General features: G+C 67.2%; 16 protein-coding genes. 7 read left to right on the forward strand and 9 right to left on the reverse strand.

Annotation, left to right across the window (positions count from 1 at the left end):
• Positions 1 to 125, reverse strand: a 125-nt coding sequence (locus PHR85_RS02680) for a helix-turn-helix domain-containing protein (RefSeq protein WP_300050643.1), incomplete at its 3' end; no start/stop codon positions are given.
• Between the two features lie 327 nt (positions 126 to 452).
• On the opposite strand from PHR85_RS02680, the gene waaF reads away from it, so the two are divergent.
• Genes waaF through waaA form a run of 5 tightly spaced genes read left to right on the forward strand, consistent with a single transcriptional unit; the run spans position 453 to position 5,716 of the window.
• Positions 453 to 1,505 carry a lipopolysaccharide heptosyltransferase II gene (waaF, locus tag PHR85_RS02685; RefSeq protein ID WP_300050078.1) on the forward strand — a complete coding sequence of 351 codons (1,053 nt, stop codon included), beginning with the start codon at positions 453 to 455 and terminating at the stop codon, positions 1,503 to 1,505.
• Positions 1,502 to 2,593, forward strand: a complete 1,092-nt coding sequence (locus PHR85_RS02690; protein ID WP_300050080.1) for a glycosyltransferase family 4 protein — start codon at positions 1,502 to 1,504, stop codon at positions 2,591 to 2,593. The genes waaF and PHR85_RS02690 overlap by 4 nt, the downstream gene beginning before the upstream one ends.
• Positions 2,590 to 3,660: a glycosyltransferase gene (locus tag PHR85_RS02695; protein WP_300050083.1), complete on the forward strand. Its 1,071-nt coding sequence runs from the start codon at positions 2,590 to 2,592 to the stop codon at positions 3,658 to 3,660. The genes PHR85_RS02690 and PHR85_RS02695 overlap by 4 nt, the downstream gene beginning before the upstream one ends.
• On the forward strand, positions 3,657 to 4,415 hold the full coding sequence (locus PHR85_RS02700) for a polysaccharide deacetylase family protein (protein WP_300050086.1): 759 nt from the start codon (positions 3,657 to 3,659) through the stop codon (positions 4,413 to 4,415). The genes PHR85_RS02695 and PHR85_RS02700 overlap by 4 nt, the downstream gene beginning before the upstream one ends.
• Positions 4,412 to 5,716 carry a lipid IV(A) 3-deoxy-D-manno-octulosonic acid transferase gene (gene waaA / locus PHR85_RS02705; RefSeq protein WP_300050088.1) on the forward strand — a complete coding sequence of 435 codons (1,305 nt, stop codon included), beginning with the start codon at positions 4,412 to 4,414 and terminating at the stop codon, positions 5,714 to 5,716. Before PHR85_RS02700 ends, waaA begins: the two co-directional genes overlap by 4 nt.
• Positions 5,717 to 5,725: 9 nt before the next feature.
• Here waaA and PHR85_RS02710 read toward each other — a convergent pair whose 3' ends face one another.
• A complete protein-coding gene (locus tag PHR85_RS02710; protein WP_300050090.1) occupies positions 5,726 to 7,108 on the reverse strand; it encodes a phosphomannomutase/phosphoglucomutase in 1,383 nt (460 codons plus the stop codon).
• Positions 7,109 to 7,209: 101 nt separating this feature from the next.
• Here PHR85_RS02710 and PHR85_RS02715 point away from each other — a divergent pair, with 101 nt between their 5' ends.
• Complete coding sequence (locus PHR85_RS02715; protein WP_300050093.1) at positions 7,210 to 7,725, forward strand: methylated-DNA--[protein]-cysteine S-methyltransferase; 516 nt, start codon at positions 7,210 to 7,212, stop codon at positions 7,723 to 7,725.
• Complete coding sequence (locus PHR85_RS02720; protein WP_300050096.1) at positions 7,722 to 8,621, forward strand: DMT family transporter; 900 nt, start codon at positions 7,722 to 7,724, stop codon at positions 8,619 to 8,621. Before PHR85_RS02715 ends, PHR85_RS02720 begins: the two co-directional genes overlap by 4 nt.
• Here PHR85_RS02720 and PHR85_RS02725 read toward each other — a convergent pair.
• The 7 genes from PHR85_RS02725 to infC form a co-directional block, all read right to left on the reverse strand.
• Entirely contained in the window at positions 8,578 to 8,847 is a 270-nt protein-coding gene (locus tag PHR85_RS02725; RefSeq protein ID WP_300050099.1) for a PsiF family protein, read from the reverse strand. The two genes, PHR85_RS02720 and PHR85_RS02725, sit on opposite strands and share 44 nt — an antisense overlap.
• 23 nt (positions 8,848 to 8,870) lie before the next feature.
• Positions 8,871 to 9,218 carry an integration host factor subunit alpha gene (locus PHR85_RS02730; RefSeq protein WP_300050102.1) on the reverse strand — a complete coding sequence of 116 codons (348 nt, stop codon included), beginning with the start codon at positions 9,216 to 9,218 and terminating at the stop codon, positions 8,871 to 8,873.
• Positions 9,218 to 11,638, reverse strand: coding sequence for a phenylalanine--tRNA ligase subunit beta (pheT, locus tag PHR85_RS02735; RefSeq protein ID WP_300050105.1), 2,421 nt, complete (start codon positions 11,636 to 11,638; stop codon positions 9,218 to 9,220). Before pheT ends, PHR85_RS02730 begins: the two co-directional genes overlap by 1 nt.
• A gap of 33 nt (positions 11,639 to 11,671) precedes the next feature.
• Positions 11,672 to 12,742 (reverse strand): phenylalanine--tRNA ligase subunit alpha, encoded by a 1,071-nt coding sequence (gene pheS / locus PHR85_RS02740; protein ID WP_300050109.1) that lies wholly within the window; start codon positions 12,740 to 12,742, stop codon positions 11,672 to 11,674.
• Positions 12,743 to 12,852: 110 nt separating this feature from the next.
• Positions 12,853 to 13,212 (reverse strand): 50S ribosomal protein L20, encoded by a 360-nt coding sequence (gene rplT, locus PHR85_RS02745; protein ID WP_105729205.1) that lies wholly within the window; start codon positions 13,210 to 13,212, stop codon positions 12,853 to 12,855.
• Positions 13,213 to 13,237: 25 nt separating this feature from the next.
• Positions 13,238 to 13,441, reverse strand: a complete 204-nt coding sequence (rpmI, locus tag PHR85_RS02750) for a 50S ribosomal protein L35 (RefSeq protein WP_105729206.1) — start codon at positions 13,439 to 13,441, stop codon at positions 13,238 to 13,240.
• A 175-nt stretch (positions 13,442 to 13,616) separates the two neighbouring features.
• Positions 13,617 to 14,222, reverse strand: coding sequence for a translation initiation factor IF-3 (gene infC / locus PHR85_RS02755; protein WP_300050647.1), 606 nt, complete (start codon positions 14,220 to 14,222; stop codon positions 13,617 to 13,619).
• Between the last annotated feature and the right edge of the window lie 54 nt (positions 14,223 to 14,276).

The raw sequence follows: 14,276 nt of genomic DNA on the forward strand, positions 1-14,276 counted from the left end.
TTCGCCTTCTGCAACGCCAGCGCCTGGTTGAAGACGAACCGGCACGCCCCGGCGAAGCAGCGTATCCGGCGCGCCTGCTCGCCGTTCGGGCGCAGTTCGTACTTGAATGCCTGGAGGCGCTGCATGGGGTCAGTATAGTTGGGTCCGGCAGACGCTGCACTGACCGTCCCAAGGACGCCTTCGGCGTCCGCGCTATCCTTCCACGTCCTGAAGGACGGGGTTTGACGCGCATCTCGATCAAGCTGACTGCCGTCGACCGCAGGAACTCTCTCCCACTCAAGACCGAGATCGTTCAGAGACTGCACACAACGAGCCAGCCGATCAGCGGAACGATCCAGGTTGATGAGAAAAACTGGAACAGATTTCATTGACATCTTCAGAAATAAAAATGCTCGGACAAGCAGCCACTGGCTTCGATTCTCGCATCTCAATTTAGGCTACATTCGCAAGCCATGCCGCTCCACCGCATCCTGATCGTCCGTACCTCCGCCATCGGCGACGTGGTGTTCGCCTCGCCGTTTGCCGCCACGCTCAGGCGCAGCCACCCGCAGGCACACATCGCCTGGCTGGTCGAGCCGGGCATCTACGAACTGCTGGCGGCCGACCCGAACATCGACGAGCTGATCCTGTGGCCCAAGGGCGAATGGAAAAAGCTCTGGCAGCAGCGCCGCTTCGGCGAACTGTTCGGTCGCATTCGCGCCTTCGCCAGGCTGCTCAAGGACAAGCGCTTCGATACGGCGATCGACCTGCAAAGCCTGCTCAAAAGCGGCTGGCTGACCTGGCTGACGGGTGCGCCGCGCCGCATCGGCCTGGGCTCGCGCGAGGGCAGCCAGTGGCTGATGACCGAGGTCATTCCCAAGGGCGGCGATGAGCGCCGCATCAGCTCGGAATACCTGCATCTGGCCGAGCAGCTCGGACTCGACGTCGGCGAGTTCCTGCCGCAGTTGCATGTCGCGGCAGAGACCGAAGTCCGGACCCAGGCGTTGCTGGCCGAACATGGCCTGGTCCCCGGGCGCTACGCGGTGTTCGCCCCGTTCACGACCCGCCCGCAAAAGCACTGGTTCGAGGATGCCTGGCAGGCGCTGGCACCCCGGGTGCGCGATGAACTCGGGCTGACGCCCGTGATCCTGGGGGGACCGGCCGATCGAGCGGCAGCCGACCGCATCGTCGCTGGCGCGCCCGGCGTGGTGTCGCTGGCTGGCGCGACCAGGCTGCCGGAAGCGGCGGCGCTGATCCAGCACGCGGCACTGGTGATCGGCGTGGACACCGGTCTGACGCACATGGGCACCGCGTTTGCCAGGCCGACGGTGGCGCTGTTCGGCTCGACCCGACCTTACCTCGACACCGGGCGACGCAATGGGCGGGTGATCTGGCTCGGGCTCGAATGCTCGCCTTGCCGCCGGCGCCCGACCTGCAACGGCGCCTATACCTGCCTGCGCGACATCCGCCCCGAACAGGTGCTCGAAGAAGCGCGCACCGTGCTGGCGACCAAGGATCAGGCATGAAGGTGCTGCATGTCGAGTCCGGCCGCTACCTGTATGGCGGCGCCAGGCAGGTGCTCTACATCATGGAGGGTCTGGCGCGGCGCGGCGTGGACAACCTGCTGGCCTGCCCACCTAGCGCGCATATCGCGGAGCCCGCGCGTGCCAGCGCCCGCGTCTTCGAGCTGCCGATGAAGGGCGATCTCGACTTCGGCCTGGTCGGACGCCTGCGCCGGCTGATTGCCGCCGAGCAACCCGATCTGGTGCATATCCACAGCCGGCGTGGCGCCGACCTCTGGGGCGGCCTGGCGGCCTGGCTCGCGGGCGTACCCTGCGTGCTGTCGCGCCGTGTGGACAACCCGGAACGACGCTGGGTGGTCAAGCTCAAGTACCGCCTGTACGAGCAGGTGATCACGATCTCGGAAGGCATCCGCCAGGTGCTGCTGGCCGAGGGACTGGCCCCCGAGCAGGTCAGCTGCGTGCGCAGCGCGGTCGATGCAGCGCCCTACCTGAAGGCTTACGACCAGGCGGGCTTCAAGGCGGCGCTTGGCCTGGCACCCGATGCGCTGCTGGTCGGCACCGTCGCCCAGCTGATCGCGCGCAAGGGCCACCGCCATCTGCTCGCGGCCCTGCCCCAGGTGTTGGCCCGACATCCGAAGCTCCAACTGCTGATTTTCGGCCGCGGCCCACTGGAGGCCGAGCTGAGGCAGTCCATCAGCGCCCAGGGCCTGGCCGAGCATGTGCGGCTGATGGGTTTTCGCGATGACCTGCCGGCCATCCTAGGCTGCCTGGACCTGCTGGTGCACCCGGCCGACATGGAGGGGCTGGGCGTGTCGCTGCTGCAGGCCTCGGCGGCCCGAGTGCCGATCATCGCCACCCGGGCCGGCGGCATGCCCGAGGCGGTGCGGGATCGAATCAACGGCCTGCTGATCGAGCCGGGCGACGTGGCCGGACTGGCTGCGGCCATGAACGAACTACTGGACGACGCCCAGCTGCGCGAGCGCATGGGCCAGGCCGGCCGCCAGCTGGTACTGGACGACTTTTCGGTCGACGCCATGTGCGAGGGCAACCTGGCCGTCTACCGCCATTTATTGGAAACACGCAAGCGATGAAAGTCCTGATGGTGCTGCACAGTCATGGCAGCGGCGGTGCTGAGCGGCATGCCTTGCAGCTGATGGAAGGCCTGCGCGAGCACGGCCATGAACCGATATTTGCTGGCCCCATGGACGGCTGGCTGGGCGACCAGGTCAAGGCGGCCGGATTGCGCTGGCACCATATCCCCCTGCACGGCTTGGCCGACTTCCCTTCGGCCTGGCGCCTGTCGCGCCTCGCCAGGCGCGAGCATGCTGACCTGATCCATGGTCACCTGACCCGTGGTGCCTGGTATGCGGGACTGGGTGGGCGTCTGGCGGGCATGGCCAACGTGGCGACCGCCCACTCGACCAATGCCGGCAAGCATTTCGGACGGGCCGATCGCATCATCGCCGTGGCGAATGCGGTGGCAGATTTTCTCGCCAACCGGGGCTACGATACCAATCGCATCCAGGTCGTGCACAACGGCATCCCGGACATCGCAGCGCTGCCGCACGCGGACCGTGACGTCACCCGAACAGCCCTTGGCCTGGCGGACGAGCCGGTCATGCTGATGGCCGCACGCTTCATCCACGACAAAGGCCACGACACCTTGCTGCAAGCCTTGTCCACCTTGCGGCAGCAAGCCTGGACCTTGCTGCTGGCCGGCGATGACAGTGGCGAGCTGGGTCGTCAGCTGCATGCCCAGACCAGGGAACTTGGCATCGAAGCCAGAATCCGCTTTCTCGGTCAGCGCGAGGACATTCCGTCCTTGCTGGCGGCATCCGACCTGCTGGTAGCGCCGTCGCGGCGCGAAGCCTTGTCGCTCGCCTTGCTGGAGGCATCGGCCTTTGCCTTGCCTATCGTGGCGACCCAGGTCGGCGGCACCGGGGAGGTCATCCATGAGGGTCAAAACGGTTTTCTGGTGCCCCCCGACGATCCAGCCGCACTGGCCAGGGCGCTGGGTCCGCTGCTCGCCAACCGGGAACTGCGCCAGGGCTGCGGTGCACGCGCCAGAGCTCGCTTCGAAGCAGGCTTCTCTGCCGATCAAATGGTCGAAAAGACGCTGCAGGTCTACGAACAAGCCCTGGAGGCACACCGGTCATGAAGCCCATGCAAATTCTGATGTACCACCGTGTCGGCGACTTCCCGGGCCGGGTCAAGTCACATGGCGCGCTCTACTGCCATCTGCCGCGCTTCAAGGCGCAGATGCAGATGTTCAAGCTGCTCGGCTACCAGGTCATCAGCCTGGACGATGCGGTGGCCGGTCTGGCCGGGCAAATCATGCTGCCGGCCAAGCCGCTGGTGCTGACCTTCGACGACGCCTATGTGGACTTCCTGGAACAGGCGGCGCCAGTGCTCAAGGCCCATGGCTACCCGGCGACCGTCTACGCGGTCAGCAGCCTGGTCGGCAAGACATCGTCATGGGTCGGACCGGAAGGCCTTGAGCCTGCCCCTCTGATGGATGCGGCGCAGCTACGCGAAATCCAGGCCATGGGCTTCACGGTGGGTTCGCACACGGTGTCCCATCTGCGCCTGGCCCAGCAATCCGACGAGCGCATCCACAGCGAACTGCGCGACAGCAAGCACGTGCTGGAAGACTTGCTCGGCCGCCGCGTCGACCATTTCTGCTACCCCTATGGCAGCCATGACCTGCGCTGCGTCGAGGCCGCCGCACAGGCCGACTACCTGAGCGGGACCACCTGCCAACGCGCGGCTGCCACCTCCCATGACGACCCGCTGAGCCTGCCGCGCAAGGCGGTCTCGCGTGGCGACTCCCTGCTCGGCCTGTGGTGGAAGCTGCGCTTCAAGGATGCGCCGAAGCATCCGGCGATCCGCCGCCCTGGCCATGTCGCCTCATGACCCGCTTGCTCTACACCGCCCTGCTCCTGCTGCTGACCCCGCTCGCCCTGCTGCGGCTGTGGCTGCGTGGCAAGGGCAACCCCGACTACCGCAAGCGCTGGGGTGAGCGGCTCGGCTTCGTGCCGGTTCTGCCCGAGCGCAAGCGCCTGTGGGTACACGCGGTCTCGGTCGGCGAGACGGTCGCCGCCGCCCCGCTGGTACGCGCCTGGCGCAGCACCCATCCGGACTGGGCGGTGCTGGTGACGACCACGACACCGACTGGCTCGGCGCAGGTGCGGCGGATGTTCGGTGACAACGTCGAGCATTGCTACCTGCCCTTCGACCTGCCCTGGATGGTGGGGATGTTCCTGCGCCGCTGCCGGCCCAGCTTGGGCGTCGTGATGGAGACCGAGATCTGGCCCAATCTCTACGCCGGCGCGCAGCGTCGCGACCTGCCGCTGATCATGGCCAATGCGCGGCTGTCCGACAAGTCCTTCAAGGCCTACCGCCGGCTGCGCTGGCTGGTCGGCCCCACCTTGCAGCGTGTCGCGCTGATCGGCGCGCGCGGGCGCGAGGATGCCGAGCGCTTCGTCACGCTGGGCGCTTCAGCGCATCAGGTCGAGGCGCTGGGCAACCTCAAGTTCGACCTCGAGCGCTCGCCGCAGGTGGTCGCGGCGGGCCAGGCCTGGCGCGACTGGCTGGGCCAGGGGCGCCCGGTCTGGATCGCCGCCAGCACCCACCCGGGCGAGGAAGAACAGATATTGGCCGCGCACCGCCTGCTGCTGGAGCAGCAGCCCCAGGCGCTTCTCGTGCTGGCACCGCGCCACCCGGAACGCGCCGAGGCCGTGCTGGCGGCGATACAGGCGACCGGTCTGCAAGCGGTACGACGCAGCGCGCTGGCACCCGCACCCGAACTGCCATCGCCCGGCTCATCAGCCCCCGGCAACGGGACCGTGCTGGTGGTCGACACGCTGGGCGAGCTGATGACCTTCTATGCGGCCAGCGACATCGCCTATGTTGGCGGCAGCCTGGTACCCAACGGCGGCCACAACCCGCTCGAACCCCTGGTACTCGGCCTGCCGGTGCTCAGCGGCCCGCAGGTGTTCAACTTCCGCGAGGTCTACGCCGAGTTGCAGGTGCTCGACGCCGTGACGATGGTGGAGTCGGCCGATGCGCTCGGCCGCGCGCTGGGCGCGGCTTTCAGTCTGGGCCTGCATGCCCCGGCAGCCAACCCGGCGGTCGCCGGCTGGATGCGCCAGAACCAGGGCAGCACCGCGCGGCTGATCGAACGCGCGCAGCGGCTGGCAGGCCTGTCGGCCTGAACTCCTTGATCAGTGCGCCGAAGCCCCGATCACCGCGTCGGGCTTGACGCGCTTGAGCAGCGCCAGCATCTCGGCCTCGATCCGGTGCAGCGCCTCGGGCGTCTGGCCCTCGAAGCGCAGCACCAGCACCGGCGTGGTGTTGGAGGCGCGGATCAGGCCGAAGCCGTCCGGCCAGTCCACCCGCAGGCCGTCGATGGTGTTGACCTGGGCCGGCGCGTCGAAGTTCGCGATCGCCTGCAACTGGGTGACGAGCTGATGCTGCTCGCCGTCGCCGCAGGCCACGTTGAGCTCAGGGGTGGAGAAGCTGGTCGGCAGGCCTTCGAGCAGCGCGCCCGGGTTGGCGTGACGGCTGACGATTTCCAGCAAACGCGCGCCGGCGTAGCTGCCATCGTCGAAACCGTACCAGCGCTCCTTGAAGAAGATGTGGCCGCTCATCTCGCCGCCCAGCGGCGAATCGACTTCCTTCATCTTGGCCTTGATCAGCGAGTGTCCGGTCTTGTGCATCAGCGGTACGCCGCCGGCTTCGCGGATGGCGGGCGCCAGGCGCTGGCTGCACTTGACGTCGTAGACGATCTGGCCGCCCGGCACCCTTGAGAGGACGTCCTGCGCGAACAGCATCATCTGGCGGTCAGGGTAGATGTTCTGGCCGCTCGGGGTGACGATGCCGAGGCGGTCGCCGTCGCCATCGAAGGCCAGGCCGAGGTCGGCGCCGGTTTCCGCCAGCTTGGCGATCAGGTCGCGCAGGTTCTCGGGCTTGGACGGATCGGGGTGGTGGTTCGGGAACTCGCCATCGACCTCGCTGAACAGCTCGATCACCTCGCAGCCCAGCGCGCGGAACAGCTGCGGTGCCGAGGCACCGGCCACGCCGTTGCCGCAGTCGACCACGATCTTCAGCGGGCGCGCCAATCTGATGTCCGAGACGATGCGCGCGATGTAGTCGTCCTGCACCGCCTGCTGGCGCACGCCGCCGCCAGCACGACGCGGTGCGTCCTCGGCCTCCATCGATTGGCGCAGCGCCTGGATCTCGTCGCCGTAGATCGCGCGGCCGGCCAGCACCATCTTGAAGCCGTTGTGGTGCTTGGGGTTATGGCTGCCGGTGACCTGGATGCCGGAGTGGCACAGCACATTGGCCGCGTAGTAGGTCATCGGGGTCGTGACCATGCCGATGTCGATCACCTGCACCCCGGCCTCGACCAGGCCCTCGATCAGCGCGGCGGCCAGCACCGGGCTGCTCAGGCGGCCGTCGCGGCCGACCGCCACGGTGGTCTCGCCCAAGCCCAGCGCACGGGCGCCAAAGGCCAGGCCGAGCGCGCGCGCGAATTCGGGATTGAGCGCATCGGGGACGACGCCGCGGATATCGTAGGCCTTGAAGGCGGTGGCAGGAACTTGCATGGACAAATTGATGGTTGTGGGAACTCTCGCCATTGTAGGAAATCCTGGTCGGCCTGGGCTCCTGTCAGCAGGCTTATGATGACGGCCTGCCCTCCCATCCCATGAAAACCCCCTCCGCCCCCCTGTTCTCCACCGTCTATCCCAGCCCGATCGGCGAGCTGCTGCTGGTCGGCCACCAGCAGGCGCTGTGCGGCTGCTGGTTCGCCGACCAGCTCGACATCCCGGGCTGGGCCGAGGCCGCGCCCTGCAACCGGGACCACCCCCTGCTGCAGCGGACCATCGCACAGCTGGATGACTACTTCGCGCATCGCCGCCGGGACTTCGACCTGCCACTGGGCTATTCCCATGGCACCAACTTCCAGCAGTCGGTCTGGCAGGCGCTGAGCCGGATTCCCTACGGCCATACGGTTTCCTACGGCGAGCTCGCTCTGGTGCTGGGTCGGCCGCGCGCGGTACGCGCGCTCGGCGTGGCGGTCGGTCGTAACCCGCTGGCCATCATCCTGCCCTGCCATCGCGTCGTTGGCGCCGACGGCAGCCTGACGGGATACACCGGCGGCCTGACACGCAAGTCCTTCCTGCTGCGGCTGGAACAGACTCAACCCTCCCTCTTGCCTTGAAAACACCAAAATCCCTGACGGCCGACTTCCTGCTGCTGGCCGCTGCCTGGGGCAGTTCCTTCCTGTTCATGCGCATGGGCGCGCTGGAGTTCGGTGCCTGGGCCACCTCGGGGCTGCGCATCGGCATCGCCGCGCTGGCCATGCTGCCGCTACTCTTGTGGCGCTGTGACCTGCGACTGGTGCGGCGCAAATGGGTCCCGCTGCTGCTGGTGGGCCTGCTCAACACCGGCATCCCGTTCGCGCTCTACTGCTACGCGCTGCAGCACATCAGCACCGGGCTGACGTCGATACTGAATGCCAGCTCGCCGCTGTTCGGGGCGCTGGTGGCCTGGATCTGGCTGCGCGAGGCGCCGAGCCGCTGGCGCGTGCTCGGGCTGGCGCTGGGCTTTGTCGGCATCACGCTGCTGTCCTGGCACAAGGTCAGCGTGGGCGGCGAGCAGACCGGCTGGGCGGTGCTGGCCTGCCTGGGCGCGACGGTGTGCTATGGCGTTGCCGCCAGCATCACGCGCAAGTATCTGGCCGGGGTGCCGGCACTGGCCATCACCGCGGCCAGCCTGGTCGGCGCGGCGCTGGTCATGGCCCTCCCGACCGCCTGGCACTGGCCCGACCGGATGCCGGGCCCGGCGGCCTGGGGCGCCTTGATCGTGCTCGGGCTGCTCTGCACGGCCTGGGCCTATGTGCTGTTCTACCGCCTGATCGCCGAGGCCGGCCCGGCCAAGGCGCTGACCGTGACCTTCATGGTGCCGCTGTTCGCGCTGGTCTATGGTGCGCTGCTGCTGGACGAGGCGGTCACGCTGGCGATGGCCGGCTACGGACTGGTGATCCTGCTCGGCGTCGCGCTGTCGACCGAGTTCATCCAGCCGCAGCGCTGGCTGGGGCGCCGACCGCGTCCTTGACGCATTTCTTGACGGAGCTGTTCTTGGCCGCGCCGGCCAGCTTCTTCTCGCTGGCCTGCGCCTCGCAACTGGCCTGCGCATCCTTCTCGCATTTCTTGAGGAAGCTGCTCTTGGCCGCACCGGCGAGCTTCTTCTCGGTGGCGGTGGCGTTGCAGCTGACACCCTCGGCCGCAGCCGAGAATGCGATCAGGGAGGCAAATAGTGCGAGGGCAATCGGCTTGATCATGGTGGTCGCTTTTGTGGCTGGATTCAGGCGGCCGTCGCAGAACCGGACTGCACCGCCTCCTTGAGCTTGGGGCTCGCGTGAAAGGTTACCACGCGACGCGACTCGATGGCCACCACCTCGCCGGTGCGCGGGTTGCGGCCCGGACGCGGCGCCTTGGTACGAACCTGGAAGTTGCCGAAGCCCGAGATCTTGACCTCCTGGCCCTCGACCAGGGTTTCGGCGATCAGGTCGAAGAAGGCATCGACCATGTCCTTGGACTCGCGCTTGTTGAGCCCGATCTGCTCGAACAGGATCTCGGACAGCTGGGCCTTGGTCAGGGCGTTGCCGCCCTGCTCTTCGCTGGGGTGCTCCATGGCTTGCATGTTCACCATCAGCGCAGGCGCGCGCCGACTTGCTGCTGCAGCGCGGCCAGCGCGGCCTGGACCACGCCGTCGATTTCCTGCTCGGTCAGCGTCGCATCGGTGCGCTCCAGCGTCAGGCGCACGGCCAGGCTCTTCTCGTCGGCGGACATGCCCGCCAGTTCGGCGCCCTTCTTGGGACGGTAGACGTCGAACAGCACGGCCGACTTGAGCCAACCCTGCGCGTCGGAGCCACGGATGGCCGCCATCAGCGCGGCATGGCTGACTGATTCGGCCACCACGACCGCGAGGTCGCGCTCGACCGGCTGGTGACGCGGCACCGGCTGCGCCTGGACGACATCGCGCGCGAGCACGGCGGGCAGATCGAGCTCGAACAGCACCGGCGCCTGCTGCCAGCCTTCGGCCTGGCGCCAGCGCGGGTGCAGTTCACCGACGAAACCGATCGCCACGCCGTCAAGCAGCACGCGGGCGCAGCGGCCCGGGTGCATGGCTGGGTGCTCGGCGACCTCGAAGGTCAGCACGCGCGGCGCGAGCAGCGCCTCGACATCGCCCTTGACATCGAAGAAATCGACCGCGCGCGCCGGCAGGCCCCATTGCTGCTGCTCGGCCTCACCCCAGGCCAGCGCGGCGACGCGCATCGGCTGGTCGAAACCGGCCACCGTGGTCTCGCTGTCGATGACGCTCGCGTCCTTGCGGAACACGCGGCCGAGCTCGAACACGCGCACGCGCGCGGCCTTGCGGTCGGTATTGAACTTGAGCACGTTGAGCAGGCTGCCCAGCAGCGAGCTGCGCATCACGCTGAGCTGGCTGGCGATCGGGTTCAGCAGCTTGATCGGGTCGGCGTTGCCGGCGTAGTCGCTCTCCCAGCGCTCCTCGACGAAGCTGAAGTTGATCGTCTCCTGGTAGCCCTGCAGCGCGAGCTGGCGGCGCACGGCGAAGGGACCGCGCTGGCGCTCGGGACGGATCTGCGCGGTCACGGGCGCCTGCGGCGGGGTGTGCGGCAGGTTCTCGTAGCCGATCACGCGCGCGACTTCCTCGATCAGGTCTTCCTCGATCTGCAGGTCGAAGCGGAACGACGGCGGCGTCACGGTGACAGTACCTTCGGCTTCGGTCACCGGCAGGCTCAGGCTGCGCAGCGCGTCGGCGCACTGCTGCTGCGTCAGTGCCATGCCGATCACCTTGCAGGCGCGCGCCACGCGCAGCGTCACCGGCTTGGGGGTCGGGACGTTGATGACCTGGTCGACCACCGGGCCGACCTCGCCGCCACAGATCCGCACCACCAGTTCGCTGATGCGCTCCAGGTGCTCGACGATCCGCTGCGGATCGACGCCGCGCTCGAAGCGGTGGCCGGCGTCGGTGCTGAAGTTGTAGCGGCGCGAGCGGCCCGCGATCGCCTTCGGCCACCAGAACGCGGCCTCGACGAAGACGTTGCGCGTCTCGTCGCCGACCGCGGTGGCGTCGCCACCCATGATGCCGGCCAGCGACTCGACCGCCTGCGAGTCGGCGATCACGCCGACGTTACCGTCGAGCGTGACGGTGTTGCCGTTGAGCAGCTTGAGCTGTTCGCCCGCGCGGCCCCAGCGCACCTGCAGGCCGCCCTGGATCTTGTCCAGATCGAAGATATGCGACGGACGACCGAGCTCGAACATCACGTAGTTCGAGATGTCGACCAGGGCCGAGACGCTGCGCTGGCCACAGCGCGCCAGCCGCTCGACCATCCAGGCCGGGGTCTGGGCCTGCGGGTTGATGCCCTTGATGACGCGACCGGCGAAGCGACCGCACAGATCGGGCGCCTGCACCTCGACCGGCAGGGTGTCGGCAATCTGCGGCGCCAGGGTCGGGAAGGTCGGGGCCTTGAGCGGCGCGCCGGTCAGCGCGGCGAGCTCGCGCGCGATGCCGTGGACGCTCAGGCAATGGGCCAGGTTCGGCGTCAGCTTCAGCGTGAACAGCTGGTCGTCGAGCTTCAGGTAGTCGCGGATCGACTGACCGACCGGCGCGTCATCCGGCAGTTCGAGCAGGCCGGCGTTCTCTTCCGACAATTTCAGCTCGCGCGCCGAGCACAGCATGCCGAAGCTCTCGACGCCGCGCAGCTTGCCCTTGCCGATCTTGAACGGCTTGCCGTCCTCGCCGGGCGGCAGCTCGGCGCCGACCAGCGCGGCCGGAATCTTGATGCCGACGCGGGCATTGGGCGCGCCGCAGACGATCTGCAGCGGCTCGCCCTGGCCGATGTCGACCTGGCACACGCGCAAACGGTCGGCGTTGGGGTGCTGCTCGGCCGCGACGATGGCGCCGATCACGATGTTGGAGAAAGGCGGCGCCACCGGCACCCGCTCCTCGACCTCCAGGCCGGCCATGGTCAGCTTGTCGGCCAGCTCCTGGCTGGTCAGCGGCGGGTTGCAGAACTCACGCAGCCACGATTCGGGGAATTGCATAGTCTTGTCACTCTCGAAAAGGGGTGGGCGCGATCAGCGGAACTGGCTCAGGAAGCGGATGTCGCCGTCGAAGAACAGGCGCAGGTCGTTGACGCCGTAGCGCAGCATGGTCAGGCGGTCCGGGCCCATGCCAAAGGCAAAGCCGATGTAGCGCTCGGGGTCCAGCCCCATGTTGCGCACCACGTTCGGGTGCACCTGGCCGCAGCCGCCGACTTCGAGCCAGCGCCCGGCCAGCGGACCACTCGCGAAGGCGATGTCGATCTCGGCGCTCGGCTCGGTGAAGGGGAAGAAGCTGGGACGGAAGCGCAGCACCAGGTCATCCGACTCGAAGAAGGTGCGGCAGAAGTCGGTGAAGACGAACTTCAGGTCCTTGAAGCTGATGGCCTCGCCGATCCACAGGCCTTCGCACTGGTGGAACATCGGCGAGTGCGTCGCGTCGCTGTCGACGCGGTAGGTACGACCCGGCACGATGACGCGGATCTCGGGCATCGCGCCGCCAAACGGGACATCGGCCGCAGCGCCAGCGGCCTCGCGGTGGCGCTTGACATGCTGGACCGCGTGGCGCACCTGCATCGGGCTGGTGTGGGTGCGCAGCAGGTTGGGCTCGCCTTCCTTGGCGCCTTCGACATAGAAGGTGTCGTGCATCGAACGCGCCGGGTGATCCTCGGGCGTGTTGAGCGCGGTGAAGTTGTACCAGTCGCACTCGATCTCGGGACCATCGGCGACCTCGAAGCCCATGGAGCCGAAGATAGCCTCGATGCGCTCCAGCGTCAGGCTGACCGGATGCAGGCCGCCGCCGCCGCGCACGCGACCCGGCAGCGTGACGTCGAGCGCCTCGGCCTGCAGCTGACGCTGCAGTTCGGCCTCGGCCAGGGCGGCGCGGCGCTCGTTGAGTGCGGCCTCGATCGCCTGCTTGGCGACGTTGACGGCGGCGCCGCGCGTCTTCTTCTCTTCCACGCTCAGGGCAGCCATGCCCTTCATGAGTTCGGTCACGCGACCACTCTTGCCCAGGAACTGGGCCTTGGCGTTTTCCAGGTCGGCGGGGGTGGCGGCTTGCGCGAACAGTTCGCGCGCTGCGCTCACCAGGGCATCGAGGTCGTTCATCTCAAGGTCCAAAGCGGATTCACGGAATCCAAATGAAAAAAGGGCCAGAGCCTCATCGGCGCCGGCCCTCAAATGCTCGGGTTTCAGGTTGCGCTAAAACCCGGCGTCCATCAGGCGGCCAGCTTGGCCTTGACCTGCTCGACGATGGCAGCGAAAGCGGCCGGGTCGTTCACGGCCAGGTCGGCCAGCATCTTGCGGTCGACTTCGATAGAAGCCTTCTTCAGGCCGTTGGCGAACTGGCTGTAGGTCAGGCCCAGTGCACGGGCACCAGCGTTGATACGAGCGATCCACAGACGGCGGAACACGCGCTTCTTGTTACGGCGGTCACGGTAGGCGTACTGACCGGCCTTCATCACCGCCTGCTTGGCGATGCGATAGACGTTGCCGCGGCGGCCGCGGAAACCTTTGGCTAGGGCCAGGACTTTTTTGTGACGGGCACGTGCGGTGACACCACGTTTGACGCGAGGCATAGTATTCTCCTAGTTCGTCGTTGAATTACAGGCCCATGCCGGGCAGCATCTGTGCCATGTGACCCATATTGGTCTCATGGACATTCACCGCACCGCGCAGATGGCGCTTGTTCTTGGTGGTCTTCTTGGTCAGGATGTGACGCTTGAAGGCTTGACCGCGCTTGACGGTACCACCCGGACGAACGCGAAAACGTTTCTTCGCACTGCTCTTGGTCTTCATCTTGGGCATTGGAATGCTCCTTATGGTTTGTGCTCGTGAGGCGCCGCGAACCTGATCGCAGTCTTGTATTGGCCCCGAGCCACTTGGCGATGCATCACGGGCGAACCCGCGACGCTTGCGGTGCAAGCACCGCTGGACCCGGACTGGCGACCCACCTGTCCGGACCCGAAAAACTCGATTCGAATCAGCTTGCGGCCGGAGCCGGGGCTTCCGCAGCCGGCTTGGCAGCGCCGCCCGCCTTCTTGCGGCCAGGGGCGATCATCATGATCATCTGGCGGCCTTCGAGCTTGGGGAACTGCTCGACGATGATGGTGTCACCCAGCTCGTCGCGGATGCGCTGCAGCAGCGCCATGCCGATTTCCTGGTGCGTGATCTCGCGGCCACGGTAGCGCAGCGTGATCTTGCACTTGTCGCCTTCTTCCAGGAAGCGGCGCACGTTGCGCATCTTGATCTGGTAGTCGCCTTCGTCGGTACCGGGACGGAACTTGATTTCCTTGATCTCGATGACCGTCTGCTTGGCCTTCGCCTCAGCCGCCTTCTTCTGCTCCGCGTACTTGAACTTGCCGTAGTCGATCAGACGACAGACCGGCGGATTCGCCATGGAGGCAATTTCCACCAGATCCACGTCCAGATCGCCCGCCATGCGCAGGGCTTCATGGATGCTGACGACGCCGATGGCTTCGCCTTCGGGACCCGTCAGGCGCACTTCGGGCGCCATGATCTCACGGTTCAAGCGATGCGCACGCTCCTCGCGCTGGCGACGGTCGCGGAAGTTGGGGTTGGTAGCGATGGTAAGACCTCGATTCGTAATGCCGCAGCGCGACAAGAATGTCGCGCATGCCGA

It is taken from the genome of Malikia sp. (genome assembly GCF_028687635.1).
In the GTDB taxonomy this organism is placed as follows: Bacteria; Pseudomonadota; Gammaproteobacteria; order Burkholderiales; family Burkholderiaceae_C; genus Malikia.

What these genes read in the sequence shown, in the direction of transcription:
- PHR85_RS02725 (WP_300050099.1), bottom strand. Translation starts at nt 8,847, where the DNA reads ATGATCAAGCCGATTGCCCTCGCACTATTTGCCTCCCTGATCGCATTC.
- PHR85_RS02730 (WP_300050102.1), bottom strand. Translation starts at nt 9,218, where the DNA reads ATGGTGAACATGCAAGCCATGGAGCACCCCAGCGAAGAGCAGGGCGGC.
- waaF (WP_300050078.1), top strand. Translation starts at nt 453, where the DNA reads ATGCCGCTCCACCGCATCCTGATCGTCCGTACCTCCGCCATCGGCGAC.
- PHR85_RS02710 (WP_300050090.1), bottom strand. Translation starts at nt 7,108, where the DNA reads ATGCAAGTTCCTGCCACCGCCTTCAAGGCCTACGATATCCGCGGCGTC.
- PHR85_RS02690 (WP_300050080.1), top strand. Translation starts at nt 1,502, where the DNA reads ATGAAGGTGCTGCATGTCGAGTCCGGCCGCTACCTGTATGGCGGCGCC.
- rpmI (WP_105729206.1), bottom strand. Translation starts at nt 13,441, where the DNA reads ATGCCCAAGATGAAGACCAAGAGCAGTGCGAAGAAACGTTTTCGCGTT.
- rplT (WP_105729205.1), bottom strand. Translation starts at nt 13,212, where the DNA reads ATGCCTCGCGTCAAACGTGGTGTCACCGCACGTGCCCGTCACAAAAAA.
- waaA (WP_300050088.1), top strand. Translation starts at nt 4,412, where the DNA reads ATGACCCGCTTGCTCTACACCGCCCTGCTCCTGCTGCTGACCCCGCTC.
- PHR85_RS02695 (WP_300050083.1), top strand. Translation starts at nt 2,590, where the DNA reads ATGAAAGTCCTGATGGTGCTGCACAGTCATGGCAGCGGCGGTGCTGAG.
- pheS (WP_300050109.1), bottom strand. Translation starts at nt 12,742, where the DNA reads ATGAACGACCTCGATGCCCTGGTGAGCGCAGCGCGCGAACTGTTCGCG.
- PHR85_RS02715 (WP_300050093.1), top strand. Translation starts at nt 7,210, where the DNA reads ATGAAAACCCCCTCCGCCCCCCTGTTCTCCACCGTCTATCCCAGCCCG.
- pheT (WP_300050105.1), bottom strand. Translation starts at nt 11,638, where the DNA reads ATGCAATTCCCCGAATCGTGGCTGCGTGAGTTCTGCAACCCGCCGCTG.
- PHR85_RS02700 (WP_300050086.1), top strand. Translation starts at nt 3,657, where the DNA reads ATGAAGCCCATGCAAATTCTGATGTACCACCGTGTCGGCGACTTCCCG.